The sequence below is a fragment of the Streptomyces sp. NPDC017676 genome, assembly GCF_044329325.1.
GTDB lineage: Bacteria > Actinomycetota > Actinomycetes > Streptomycetales > Streptomycetaceae > Streptomyces.
Genome location: NZ_JBIRJA010000012.1, coordinates 281,003 through 293,215, shown reverse-complemented (window position 1 = coordinate 293,215; position 12,213 = coordinate 281,003). Strand labels below are relative to the sequence as shown.

General features: G+C 73.1%; 14 protein-coding genes. 7 read left to right on the top strand and 7 right to left on the bottom strand.

Annotation, left to right across the window (positions count from 1 at the left end):
* Nucleotides 1-71: 71 nt before the first annotated feature.
* Complete coding sequence (locus tag ACH4LD_RS26885) at nt 72-971, bottom strand: LysR substrate-binding domain-containing protein (protein ID WP_132789856.1); 900 nt, start codon at nt 969-971, stop codon at nt 72-74.
* A 141-nt stretch (nt 972-1,112) separates the two neighbouring features.
* Between ACH4LD_RS26885 and ACH4LD_RS26880 the strand changes: the two genes are divergently transcribed.
* Nucleotides 1,113-2,120, top strand: a complete 1,008-nt coding sequence (locus tag ACH4LD_RS26880) for an aldo/keto reductase (RefSeq protein ID WP_132789854.1) — start codon at nt 1,113-1,115, stop codon at nt 2,118-2,120.
* 39 nt (nt 2,121-2,159) lie between these two features.
* A complete protein-coding gene (locus tag ACH4LD_RS26875) occupies nt 2,160-2,576 on the top strand; it encodes an SRPBCC family protein (protein WP_398056624.1) in 417 nt (138 codons plus the stop codon).
* Between the two features lie 35 nt (nt 2,577-2,611).
* Here the strand turns inward: ACH4LD_RS26875 and ACH4LD_RS26870 are convergent, their stop codons facing one another.
* A complete protein-coding gene (locus tag ACH4LD_RS26870; protein ID WP_132789850.1) occupies nt 2,612-3,280 on the bottom strand; it encodes a TetR family transcriptional regulator in 669 nt (222 codons plus the stop codon).
* 69 nt (nt 3,281-3,349) lie between these two features.
* Here ACH4LD_RS26870 and ACH4LD_RS26865 point away from each other — a divergent pair, with 69 nt between their 5' ends.
* Nucleotides 3,350-4,231: an SDR family NAD(P)-dependent oxidoreductase gene (locus tag ACH4LD_RS26865; protein ID WP_398056625.1), complete on the top strand. Its 882-nt coding sequence runs from the start codon at nt 3,350-3,352 to the stop codon at nt 4,229-4,231.
* Between the two features lie 221 nt (nt 4,232-4,452).
* Nucleotides 4,453-4,953, top strand: coding sequence for a MarR family transcriptional regulator (locus ACH4LD_RS26860; protein ID WP_132789846.1), 501 nt, complete (start codon nt 4,453-4,455; stop codon nt 4,951-4,953).
* A 53-nt stretch (nt 4,954-5,006) separates the two neighbouring features.
* Here the strand turns inward: ACH4LD_RS26860 and ACH4LD_RS26855 are convergent, their stop codons facing one another.
* Nucleotides 5,007-6,167: a PP2C family protein-serine/threonine phosphatase gene (locus ACH4LD_RS26855; RefSeq protein WP_398056626.1), complete on the bottom strand. Its 1,161-nt coding sequence runs from the start codon at nt 6,165-6,167 to the stop codon at nt 5,007-5,009.
* Between the two features lie 136 nt (nt 6,168-6,303).
* Here ACH4LD_RS26855 and ACH4LD_RS26850 point away from each other — a divergent pair, with 136 nt between their 5' ends.
* Together ACH4LD_RS26850 and ACH4LD_RS26845 are read left to right on the top strand one after the other, a co-directional pair.
* Complete coding sequence (locus ACH4LD_RS26850) at nt 6,304-6,789, top strand: MarR family winged helix-turn-helix transcriptional regulator (protein WP_398056627.1); 486 nt, start codon at nt 6,304-6,306, stop codon at nt 6,787-6,789.
* Nucleotides 6,790-7,183: 394 nt separating this feature from the next.
* The gene (locus ACH4LD_RS26845) at nt 7,184-7,612 is read left to right on the top strand and encodes an ATP-binding protein (RefSeq protein ID WP_398056859.1); all 429 of its coding nucleotides are present in this window, start codon (nt 7,184-7,186) and stop codon (nt 7,610-7,612) included.
* A gap of 2 nt (nt 7,613-7,614) precedes the next feature.
* Here the strand turns inward: ACH4LD_RS26845 and ACH4LD_RS26840 are convergent, their stop codons facing one another.
* From ACH4LD_RS26840 to ACH4LD_RS26830, 3 genes are all read right to left on the bottom strand, one after another.
* Entirely contained in the window at nt 7,615-7,953 is a 339-nt protein-coding gene (locus tag ACH4LD_RS26840; RefSeq protein WP_398056628.1) for an STAS domain-containing protein, read from the bottom strand.
* A gap of 119 nt (nt 7,954-8,072) precedes the next feature.
* Nucleotides 8,073-9,158, bottom strand: a complete 1,086-nt coding sequence (locus ACH4LD_RS26835; protein ID WP_398056629.1) for a B12-binding domain-containing protein — start codon at nt 9,156-9,158, stop codon at nt 8,073-8,075.
* On the bottom strand, nt 9,155-10,744 hold the full coding sequence (locus tag ACH4LD_RS26830; RefSeq protein ID WP_398056860.1) for a PP2C family protein-serine/threonine phosphatase: 1,590 nt from the start codon (nt 10,742-10,744) through the stop codon (nt 9,155-9,157). The genes ACH4LD_RS26835 and ACH4LD_RS26830 overlap by 4 nt, the downstream gene beginning before the upstream one ends.
* A 354-nt stretch (nt 10,745-11,098) precedes the next feature.
* Here ACH4LD_RS26830 and ACH4LD_RS26825 point away from each other — a divergent pair, with 354 nt between their 5' ends.
* Nucleotides 11,099-11,341 (top strand): hypothetical protein, encoded by a 243-nt coding sequence (locus ACH4LD_RS26825; protein ID WP_398056630.1) that lies wholly within the window; start codon nt 11,099-11,101, stop codon nt 11,339-11,341.
* A gap of 30 nt (nt 11,342-11,371) precedes the next feature.
* Here the strand turns inward: ACH4LD_RS26825 and ACH4LD_RS26820 are convergent, their stop codons facing one another.
* A complete protein-coding gene (locus ACH4LD_RS26820) occupies nt 11,372-12,139 on the bottom strand; it encodes a beta-glucanase (RefSeq protein ID WP_398056631.1) in 768 nt (255 codons plus the stop codon).
* Nucleotides 12,140-12,213: the final 74 nt, after the last annotated feature.

Below are 12,213 nucleotides of genomic sequence, written 5' to 3'. Positions count from 1 at the left end.
GGTCGGACCAGGTTCCCGGGCCGGGCGCGGGCACACGTACCCCCACCCTGCTACCCGACCCGCCGACTCGCTCACCCCGTCCCGGCCGCACTCAGGACCAGTTCGCGGAACGACGGCACGACCGGGCGGAGGTCCGTGAGGTGCCAGGCCGCCCAGAGCCGTACCGACGCCTCGTGCCAAGGCAGTTCCCGTACGGTGATGCTCTCGCCGGCGCCTCGCAGCAGGCTCTTCTGGATCAGCGCGAGCCCCAGTCCGGAGGCGACGAGTCCGAGGGCGGTCTGCGGCTCGGCGGCGTCCAGCCGCACGTCCGGCGTGAACCCGGACGCCGCGCAGGCGGCGATGAAGACGTCGCGCCAGGCCGGATGCTGGGAGTCCGCCACGGCGATCCAGGGCTGCCCGTCGAGATCGGCGGCGGTGATGACCTCCCGCGCGGCGAGCGGATGCCCGTGGGGGAGCGCGAGCATCAGCGGGTCCTCCAGCAGCAGTGCGGAGCGCAGGTCGGGGTCGTCGTCGGTGGGCGGCTCGTGGACGAGCGCGATGTCCAGGCTCCGCTGTCGCAGACCCTCGAACTGCTCGGCGGGGCTCAGGGGGTAGAGGGCGACGTGGATGCCGGGGCTGCGCTGCTGGAGGGCGCGCAGCGCGCCGGGAAGGATGCCGGTGTGCAGGGCGTGCGGGACGTACCCGATGCACAGTCCGCCCTCCTCGCCCCGGCCCAGCCGCCGGCCGAGGTTCTCCAGCCGCTCGGCGTGCCGCAGCAGCGCACGGGCCTCGCTGAGGAAGACCCGGCCGTCCGCGGTGAGCCGGATCCGCTGCTGGCTGCGCTCGAACAGCGTCAGACCGAGCTTCTGCTCCAGCTGGGCGATCTGCCGGCTGAGCGGCGACTGGGAGATGTGCAGGGCCTCCGCGGCCCGGCCGACGTGTTCGGCCTCGGCGACGGCGACGAAGTAGGTGAGCTGGCGCAGATCGAGCATGTAAGACCTCTGGAGACTCAAGTCTGTCCAACTACGTCTTGGACAGTCTCAACTCCTCGATCCTAGCCTCGGTGACACAAGGACGACGACCGCCGGACACCCCGCCCGGCACCCGTCACGACCCTCACCGAAAGACCCCCCATGAGCATCAAGAACCTGCTTCCCGGACGTCTCGGCTTCGGCACCGCCCCGCTGGGCAACATGTTCCGCGCCATCCCGGACGAGGAGGCGGCGGCCACCGTCCAGGCCGCCTGGGACCACGGCATCCGCTACTTCGACACCGCCCCGTTCTACGGTGCGGGCCTCAGCGAGATCCGCCTGGGCGAGGTGCTGTCCGGCATGCCCCGTGACGCCTACGTCCTGAGCACCAAGGTGGGCCGCGTCATCCTGGACGAGGCCGAGGACCCGGCCGCCCGCGACCTGGGCGAGAAGGGCGGCCTGTTCGAGCACGGACGCCCCAACAAGATGGTCAACGACTACTCGGCCGACGCCACCCTGCGTTCCATCGAGGACAGCCTCAAGCGTCTGCGGACGGACCGGCTCGACATCGTCTGGGTGCACGACGTCGCACAGGACTTCTACGGCGACGAGTGGCTGGCCAGGTACGAGACCGCCCGGACCGGAGCCTTCCGGGTCCTGGACCGGCTGCGGGACGAAGGCGTCATCAAGGCCTGGGGCCTCGGCGTCAACCGTGTCGAACCCCTGGAGGTGACCCTCGACCTGGACGAGCCCAGGCCGGACGCGTTCCTCCTCGCCGGCCGCTACACCCTCCTCGACCACGAGCGCGCCCTCCAGCGGCTGCTGCCCGCCGCGGCCGCGCGGAACGTCGACATCGTCGTCGGTGGTCCCTACAGCTCGGGAGTCCTCGCGGGCGGCACGCACTTCGAGTACCAGCAGGCCCCCGCCGAGATCGTGGCCAAGGTCGAGCGGATCAAGGCGCTCGCCGCCCGGCACGGCGTCGGCATCAAGGCCGCCGCGCTGCAGTTCTCCCTCGCCCACCCGGCGACCGCCGCGGCCATCCCCGGCGCCACCCGCCCCAGCCGCGTCGCCGAGGACGTCGCCGCGCTCGCCGAGACGGTCCCGGCCGCGTTCTGGGCGGCGCTGCGCGAGGAGGGCCTGATCGCCGGGAACGCGCCGGTGCCCGCCTGATCGCCTCCCGAACCGCATCCCGATCCACAGGAGGAACCCATGGCCACCACCACCGCGTCCCTCGACGTCCCCGTGCCCGCCGACCGGGTGTGGCGACTCATCGGCGGCTTCGACTCGCTGCCCGACTGGCTGCCGTACATCCCCGGCAGCGAACTGAGCGAGGGCGGCCGGGTGCGCACCCTGACGAACGAGGAGGGCGGCGTCATCGTCGAACGGCTGGAGGCGTTCGACGACAAGGCGCGCACCTACACCTACTCCATCGTCCGGGCCCCCTTCCCGGTCACCGACTACCGGTCCACCCTCACCGTGCGCGAAACGCCCGACGGCCACGGCGCCCGCGTCGAGTGGTCCGGCACCTTCACCCCCGTCGGGGTGCCGGACCGGGAGGCCGTCGACCTCTTCCACGGCATCTACGCCGACGGGCTGGCCGCCCTGCGCCGGACTCTCGCCGGCTGACCGCCCGGGCGCCGTGCGCCGGGCGCGGCGCCCGGTCAGCCGGCCGCAGGGGACTCCATGCCGAGCCCGGTGAGGTAGGCGGTGAGGACGCGGGTGAGGCGGGGTTCCACCTCGACGACGGCGTGGCTCAGCCGGGGATCGCTCGCGTACAGCTCTCGCAGGCGCGGCCCCGGGCTGGCCATCTGCCACAGCGCTCCGGCCATGCTGGTCGCCGCGGCGACCGTGTCGACGGCCTGCAGTTCGGTCAGTCCGAGCAACCGGTGCAGCTCGCCGCCGATCCGTTCGACCTCCCCGAGCGTCACCAGCTTGAAGGACCGCACCGACTCGGTCGACACGTTCCGTTCCAGGTTCAGGGGCGCCTGGGCGAGCAGGTCGCAGAACATGGGGCGCGCCGCGAGCGTGCCGGCGATGACCTCGGCGACCTCGGCGGGTGTGGCCCGCGACCGGCCCGCGAGGTCGCCGCACAGGTCGGCGGACCACTGCCGCCACCCCTCCGCGGTCAGTGCGAGGAAGATCTGCTCCCTCGTCTCGAAGTAGCGCAGCAACGCCGACTTGTGCATGCCCACGGCCGCCGCGATGTCGGTGAGGGTGACGTCCCTCACTCCGTGCCGACCGCCGAGCGCGCGGGCCGCGTCCAGGATCGCCTGTTCCCGGGCCTGTTTGGCCTCGGCACTGCGCGCACGCTGAAAGGCAAGCTCACTCATGGAGGACATCATAGGAACCAGTAGCAGAACGGTGTTGCGTTATTAAGAAAACGGTGTTGTACTAAAGCCATGAGTACACAGCACCCGCAGGTCTGGTTCATCACCGGTTCGTCGCGCGGCCTCGGCCGCGCCCTGGTCACCGCCGCCCTGGAGGCCGGTCATCAGGTCGTCGCCACCGCCCGCCGCCCCGAGGCGCTCGCGGAGGCGTTCCATGAGTACGGCGACCGCGTCCTCCCCCTCGCTCTGGACGTCACCAGCCCCGACGCGGCCCGCGCGGCCGTCGACGCGGCGGTCGAGCGCTTCGGACGCATCGACGTCCTCGTGAACAACGCGGGCTACGCGAACGTGTCGCCCATCGAGACGGCGGACGACGACGACTTCCGCGCCCAGTTCGAGACGAACTTCTGGGGCGTCTACAACGTCACGAAGGCCGCGCTCCCCACCCTGCGCCGACAGGGATCGGGCACCGTCGTGCAGTTCTCCTCGATCGGCGGCCGGGTCGGCGGCTCGCCGGGCATCGCCTCCTACCAGGCGGCCAAGTTCGCGGTCGACGGCTTCAGCCGCGTGCTGGCCACCGAGACCGCACCGTTCGGCGTGCGGGTCATGGTGGTCGAGCCGAGCGGCTTCGCCACCGACTGGGCCGGCTCCTCCATGACCGTCCACGCCATCCCCGAGGCCTACGACCGGACCGTGGGCGAGATGAACCGGCGAGTGCGGCAGAGCACGGACGGTGCGGCCGGTGACCCCCGCCGCGCGGCCGAGATCGTCGTGCGGACCGTGGGACGCGAGCAGATCCCCAGCCACCTCCCCCTCGGCGTGAACGCCGTGACCATGGCGCTGGACTACTCACGCCGCCAGATCGCGGAGGCGACCGCCTGGGAGAAGGTGAGCAGGTCGGCGGACTTCAGCGAGCCCTACCCCGTGGAGCTCCCGTCCGAGCCGCGTCCGTGACGTCCGCCCGGCCCTCGCCCCGGCGTCGTCGGTCACCGGTCCCGCCGTGCGGTGGCGGTACCCGGACCGCGCACAGGGAGGCGTGAGCGGTCACCGGGGCCGTCCGCAGCAAGGCGTGAGCGGTACCCGCCGCGTGTCCCGGTTTCGGCCGGCTGCGTCGGGTACCCACGCGAGGTGAGGAGGCATCGGCATGGCCCGGACACGTGGAAGGCGGCCCGCTCGTGACGCGGCTCGGCGGCGCCGGGGACGATCGGACGGACCTGGCCGACGGCGTGGTGGCCGCCGCGCTGGGGATGGGCGATGCCGTGGAGCTCCTGGCGACCCTGTGGTCGTCGGCGGCCCAGGACGTGGACTTACCCCTGTCGCCCCATCAACTCCGGGCGCTGCGGGCCCTGGAGGCGGCGCCGGGTCTGAATCTCACCGCCCTCGCGGAGCGGCTGGGCATCGGGCTCCCCACGGCCAGTCGGCTCTGCGACCGGCTGGAGGCGGCCGGCCTGCTGGAGCGTTCGCCGCGTTCCCGCGATCGCCGTGAGGTGCGCCTGGAGCTCACGGCGCACGCGCGGCGCGTCCTCGGAGACGTGGCGCGACGCCGGGCACGGGCACTGGCCACGGCCCTCCGGCGCATGGGGCCGGACGACCGGGCGGCGCTGACGCAGGGCCTGCGGGCGCTGCGGGCGGTACTGGACGGGGGAGCGCCGGTGCGGGGCGCCGAGGCGGAGTGACCGGCCGGGGCGGTGCCGGGCGGGGGCGTCGCTCGCGAGTCCGGACCGCCGCGTCAGCGTCCGTGCCAGTCCAGGCACACGATCAGGGCGTCGTCGTCCGGGGCGGGCCGGCCGCGGTGGCCGGACAGTTCCCGCAGGATGGCGCGGGGAACGTCGGCGGCGGGCAGCAGGCGCGTCGACTGGATCGCCCGTGCCAGCGCGGTGTCCCCGTACGCCTCGCCCTGGGCATCGGCGACGGCGTAGACCCCGTCGCTGACGAAGACCAGCCGGTCGCCCGGCCGCACGTGGAACTCCTGGGCCACGTAGTCGGTCTCCTCGAACATGCCGAGCGGCAGCTGGGCGTCGAAGACGACCCGCTCCACGGTCCCGCCCCGCAGACGCAGCATCTGCGGGGATCCGGCGTCCACCACCGTCACGCGTCCGGTGGCCAGCTCGAAGTCGAACATCAGCACCGACAGGTAGCAGCGGCCACGGTAGTGGGCGTAGACCGCCTGATCGGCCAGAGCCGCCTGGTCCGCGAGGGAAATGCCGGCCCGCCGGGCGTTGCGCAGGGCGTTGATGGCCAGGTTCGTGAGCAGGGAGGCCTCTATCCCCTCGCCCATCCCGTTGGTGACGTACAGCATGAGGTGGTCGGCGGTCGCGGACCAGTCGAAGTTGTCACCGAAGATCCCGTAAGCGGGCTCCAGCTGGGCGCCCAGCTCGTACTCGGGGCGGGCGCACGACGCGCCGGGCAGCAGCTGCCACTGCATCTCGGCGGCCAGGGTGAGCCGGTCCTTGCGGCGCGCCCGCAGGTACAGGTCGGTGTCGCGCCCGGCGACGACCACCTCATGGGCGAGCACTTCGGCGATCTCGGCCAGCTCCGTCAGCCCGTCGGGGGTGAGTGCGCCCTCCGGCAGGGTCACCGACAACACGCCGAGCCGGTCGCCGCGCACGGTCACGGGCAGATGGACCCGGGCCAGCCCCTCCGGCTCCGGCTCGACGAACGGCTCCTGAGCGCCGAACGCGCGGCCGGCCGCGCTGCCGTGGACCGCCAGCGGCTCCAGCGCATGCGGCGGCACGGGAACCGGCTGGAGCACCGTCATTCCGTAGTCCGCCATGAACAACTCGGCGGACCGGGCCGCGTACTCCTCGGTGAGCACACGGCGCAGGGCGTCGAGCAACTCGTGCGGTGCCGCCGTCCGCAGGGCGCGTTCAGCGGCCACAAATCTGTTCACGATGGAAAGAACACCAATCCTTCGGTCGGACCTCGGTCGCACGCGGCACTCGATGTCTGCGCGCCGGCCGTGGGGGACATCTGTCATCTGTCCGCGTCCCTAGTAGGCTGCCAACCGTCCCGAAGCCTGCGAGAGTGTGACAGTGAGCGCCTTCCGACACCAGCCACAGCCCGATGAGGTCGCCCGGGTGACCTCCACGGCCGGTGAGCTGCTGGAAGTGCTCTGGGGTCGTGCCTCCACCGCGCCCGCCTCCGCGTCGCAGCTGCGCGTGCTGCTCATCCTGGAGCACCACGAGGGCATCAACCTGCGCACCCTGGCCGATTCCCTGGCGTCCACCCCGCCGTCCACCAGCCGGCTGTGCGACCGGTTGCAGGCCGCCGGTTTCGTCGACCGCGTGGTCAGCGCCACCGACCGGCGAGAGGTGCGGTTGTACCTGAGCAGCCGGGGGCGAGCCTTCCTCGACGACCTGCGGGCGCGCAGGGAGAGGGAGCTGCAGGAAGTCCTGACACTGATGCCCGCCGCCAAGCGGGCCGCGCTCCTGGAAGGGCTGGAGGCGTTCTGCGCCGCTGCGGCCATGCAGATACACGACGACGCCGAGGGGTCCGGAAGCCGGACCGCCTGATGCGCCGGGCGCCCTACCGGGCCCGTCGGCGCCATGGGGCGCCGGCGGCCGGGACAGGCAGCGGCCCGCGTCCACCGGAACATCACAGATCCTTCCCCGTGCCCGTCCGACACGGTTACTTTGTTGCCTCGTGGCTATAGTTGTCAAACGGCAACTGCCACTCTCGTTCCTCACACTCTTCTTCCTCTCCGTTCACGGATACCCCGAACGCCGCCGAGCCTGTCCGGGCCGACGGCTGCCGGGTGGCCGTCGCGCCGGCGCGACCGGATACCCTTGAGCGGCGCCGGGCATGTCCGGGCCACCGGCGGGTAGACGTGGGCCCATGAACGGGGGAACGCGTATGGACCCGGTCACATCGGGACCCGGTGGTGACGGTGTGACCGGTCCCGAACCGATGCACGAGATCGTCCCGCTGGACGGCCAGGGTGGCTGCATCGCCGAGGCACGTCGCCACGCGGCCGACTTCCTCGCCCGGGTGCAGCGCGAGTACGGGTTGCCGGTGTCGGACCGGGCGATGGACCTGACCCGGCTGGTGGTCAGCGAGCTCGTGACCAACGCACGCAAGTACGCGCCGGGTCCGGTGCTGCTGGAACTACGCCTCGTCGGCGGACTCGTCGAGGTGGTCGTGTGGGACGGTGATCCGACGCTGCCGATGGCGCGGCCGGCCGACCCGGGCCGGGTCGGGCAGCACGGACTGGAGATCGTGATGGCGGTCGTCCAGGGCTTCGAGGTGCAGAGGGACACGGTGGGCAAGCGCGTCACCGCCCGAATCGCCCTGGCCGACGACCCGGACGACACCCGCACCGGCCGCTCCCCCCGCTAGCCTCACGGCGCGCCGTCCGCGCGCAGGGCCCTGGCGCGGGAATCGGTGAAGGTGAAGTGCTCCCGGGTGCCGGTGAGGGCGAACAGCCGCTCGACCGTCGGATGGAGGGGGCCGAGCAGGAGCAGCGCGCGGTTCGTCTCCCGGTGGCGGCGCCAGGCGTCGAGGAGGGCGTTGAGCAGTCCGCTGTCGGCGAAGGTGACCTGGGAGATGTCCACCAGGGTCACGGGGCGCGCCGAGTCGTCGGCCTCGGCCCAGGCGGCCTGCAGCAGATCGCTCTCCTCGTAGTCGATCTCGCCGCGCACCGTGATCTCGAAGACTCGGTCATGGCAGGTCAGCCTCACGGTAGCCCTGCGTTCCCACTGCATCGCGTAGTCCCCGTGCGCCGTCGGTCGGTGGCCCGCGCGGCGCGGTGCCGCCAGGCATTGCGTGGTTCTCCTACCCAGCCCCGATCATAAGTTGCCTACCGACAAGTATTCGCCGTGGAGACGGGACGGTCGGTCAGGGCGGCGGTGCCGCGCCGGAGCAGGTGCAAGGAGCGGGGGAAGTCGCGCAGTTGGTGTCCCAGGGCACCGAGTGCGGCGACCACGGAGCGGGCCGGCACGCCCCGCGCCTCAAGGACGCGTGCGGTCCAGTCCAGGAACGTCGTGAAGAGCGCCGGGTCGTCGACGTACAGGGCGGTGGCCAGGAAGTCCACGATGTGGGAGAGGTCCTCGGCGGTCCGCTCGCGCTGCTCGTCACCGTAGGCGCGCAGGGGCGGGAAGAGGTCCTCCAGGGCTGTCATGGTCTGCCTGACGAGAGGGACGCGGGACCGGGCGACGAACGTGTACTCCTGGTCGGCCAGATGGGGCAGGTCGTCCACCACCTGCCGGGCCGCCGCCGGGTCCGGCGCGGGCAGGCCCTCGGCGAGTACGGCCGCCGCGGCCCGGGCGTCGGGCGCCCATCTGTCGGCGCCCAGCGCGTGGGCGTAGCGGCCGTCCGGCCCGAAGGCCCGCCCGCCGGCCATGACCGGGACGCCTATGGCCTGGCAGGCGGTGACGGCGGCGTGCGCGGCGGGCAGGCGCGTGGCGAGGGAGCCGGACAGCAGCACTGCCTCGGACCCGGTGCTGTGCAGGTGCGAGACGAGGTGGTGGGTGGGGGTCTGGGCACCGAGGTAGTCCACGCGCCAGCCCCGCAGGCGCAGCACCTCGGCGAGCAGACGTGCCGGAAGGGCGTGCCACTCACCGTCGACACAACTGACCGTGACACGCCCCCGGGGCGTCCCGCCCGCACCGGTCCCGCGGTGCCTGTCGTGCGTGAGGCCGCTGATCACCCGTTCGTTGAGCGCGGTCGCGGCATGCTCCTGCGCCACGGTGAGGCGGTCGGCGACCCACTCCCTGCCCACCCTCTCCTGGACCGCGGCGATCACGTCCAGCAGCAGCGTCTCCTCGCCGACGCCGTCGGCCCGGGCACGGCGGACGACGTCGACCGCCCCGTGCTCGTCGCCGTGGACCACGGCCTGCCACAACGCGTCCACCAGGGCGAGCGTCGTCGCCGGGGGAGCGGTCACGGACTGCCCCGGTAGGTCGTGGAACGGGCGCGACCCCGGTCGTCCGCCACCGTCCGGTCCGTCGCGCGGGGCGCGCCGATGGCCACGGTGGCGATGTCGTCGTGGCTGCCCGGCCCCAGCCACTGGGCGGTCAGCATCTGGACCCGCTCGACCACCGCCTCGGCCGGCAGCCCCGCGCACTCCGCGAGGACCCGCTTGAGCCGGTGCTCGCCGAACAGCTCGTCCCCCAGGGGACCGCCGCGGGCTTCGGTGACGCCGTCGGTGTACAGCAGACAGGTCTCCCCGGGGTGCAGCGTCACCCGGGCGGTGGCGGCGGTGACCTTCGGGAGGGCGCCGATGAGCGATCCGCGCGTGGCGGCCTCCTCGACGCTGCCGTCGGCACGGACGATCAGCGGGGGGAGGTGCCCCGCGCTCGTGAGCCGTAGCTCCACCTCACTGCCGCGCCGGCGGACGGACGCCAGGACCAGGGTGGCGAACCGGGTGTGGGGGGAGGACAGCAACGCCTTGTTGAGCAGGGTCAGCATGCGGACGTGGTCGGTGGCCAGCGGCAGCAGCGCGTGCAGCGTGTTGCGGATCTTGCCGGTCAGCACCGCCGCGTCCAGGCCCTTGCCCGCCACGTCCCCGAGCGTGACCAGGCTCTCCTCGGCGGGGCCCGCGCCGGGATGGACGTCGTAGAAGTCGCCCCCGATGTGTTCGTTGTCCCGCGCCGGGCGGTAGGCGCCCGCGTACTCCACCCCGTGCACGCTCTCCAGCCGTGGCGGCAGCAGCTCCCGCATCAGCGTGGCGGTGATCGAGGACTGTTCCGTGTACAGACGGGCGGCCGACAGCGCGGCCCCGGCCCGGGCTGCGAAGAGCCGCGCGAAGAGTTCGTCGTCGTCGCTGAACGCCTGTTCACCGCTGGAGCGGAGGAGGACCAGCGCACCGGCGGACACGCCGTGCCCGGGCAGCGGGGCGACGATGACGGAGCCCACCGGCTCCCGGAAACCCGCCGGACGCGACCAGCCGGGCAGGCGGGCCGGGTCGATCCAGCGCGCGGGTACCGGCGGGAACCCTTGCAGGGCCTCGGCCAGACCGGGGAGGTCGCACACATCGACCGACGCGGTCACCCGGGTCACCGGCCCACCGCGGAAGGCGTACGTGAGCGGGTGCCGGCGGCCCTGCGGAGGGGCGACGAGCACCGCCGCCTCGGCGAGGTGATCGGTGGCCATGCGGGCCGTGGCCTCCAGGCACCGGGTCAGGTTCAGCGTCGACAGCAGCTGGCTGGAGACGTCGGCCAGGAGGGCGGTGCGTCGGCGTGTCCCGGCCAGGGTGGCCTCCGCCAGCCGGCGGTCGGTGTCGTCGACGAGCCACCACACCACGTCGCCCTCGTCCGTCGGGGTCGGGTGTGCCTCGAAGAACCGGTCCGCGACGGCGCCGGACGTCAGGACCGTGGCACCGGACGCCCCGTCCGTGAACCGTCCGTGCGCCTCCGCCAGCCAGGACGGCACGGTGTCGCGGAGCTTGTCCCCGCGGGCGGCGTCGGACCACAACTGCCGGGCCGCGCGGTTCAGTTCGACCAGGGCGCCGTCCCGGTCGGCGACGAGCACCGGGTACGGGGCATGCGCCCAGGCCGCACCGGGGCCGGCCGCGACGCACTGAGGATCGACGGGGGAGCCGCTGGAACCGAGCACACGCGGGGGCGCCGTCCGGGACGCGCCCCACCACCTCTCTGCGACGGAAAACAGATGTCTTATGGCAACAGTCCCGCATGACGCCCCCCGGCGCAAGCAGCCCTCGTCGTTCCCGGTTGACGCGGCCCGGGCGGCGGAGCCCGGCGGTCGTGGGCGGAGCGGGGTGGCTGCCCTCTGGAGCGCGGTCCCCTCATCCCGAGGGGTGAACAGGGCGTGAAGGGGTGCGGCGGGGGAACCCGGCCGTGCCGACGAACGGATCGGAGGACGGCCATGACGGGACACAGTGACGAGCCCGCCGAGCGGTTCGCCCGGGCCCGCGACGAGGAGGAGCCCGGAGCGCACTCGGGCAGCGAGAGCCAGGCCCGCGACCGCACGATTCCGGGCACGGCCAGTGCCAAGGAGGGCTACCAGCCCGACGAGGGCACAGCGGCCGGCGAGCCGCTGCGAGGCGTGCGCGCCGAGGACCGGCCCGGGGAGCGCCGGCCGGGAGAGGAGACCGGCTCCGACCGGTAGGGAGGACGCACCACGCCGGACGGCGCGGTGTCACTCGGCGGGGCCGCCCACGGTGGCGGTCCCGCTGTGCTCACCGCTGTCTGCTCCGCCGCCCGCGCCGGGACGCCGTACGACGAGACTGCTCACCTCGAAGCTCATCTCGGTCGTGCCGGGATCGGGCGGCGGGTGGTAACGCCCCGCGCTCACCGAGAGGTTGACGATGAGGTAGGCGTGCCAGGCGCGGCCCACGCCCCGCCCGTCCGAGAACACCCGCGTGCCGTTCAGCCACCAGACGACCGAACGGCGCCCGAAGTCGGTGCGCAGGTCCACCCAGGCGCCGGGGCCCACGGCGTCGTCGTGCACATAGCGCTCGGCGCCGCGCACATGGTTGGTCAGTTCCAGCAGGTCCGGGTGGTCCGGGTGGTATTCGAAGACGTCGATCTCCTGGTCGCCGTCCCGCCAGGTCCAGATGGCCGGCCAGGCGCCGATCTCCAGGGGGAGCCGGACGCGGGCCTCCAGCACGTCCCCGGGCCGGACCGTGAACCCCTCCTCGCTCCCCTCGGTGGTCAGCAGCCCCGTGTTCCATCTGCCGTCCGGCCGGCGCGTCGCCCGGAAGACCCCGGAGCGGCTGTGGTCGGCGTCGGGCACCAGGTAGTCCAGTTTGTCGTCGCCCGGATTGACCGGGCCGCCGTCCGGGTAGGCCCACGAGCGGCCCGCGACCCACTGCGTCTGCGAAGCGAAGTCCGCCGTGAACACGACGTCGGATCCGGTCGGGCGGCGCGGAGCCGGCAGCGGGCCGCCCGGTGCGTGTTCGTCCATGCCCGATGTCTCACCGGCGGTCGCCCGGTCATGCGCCCGGGCCCCGATCCGGCGCCGAGATTGATCCGTCCGGG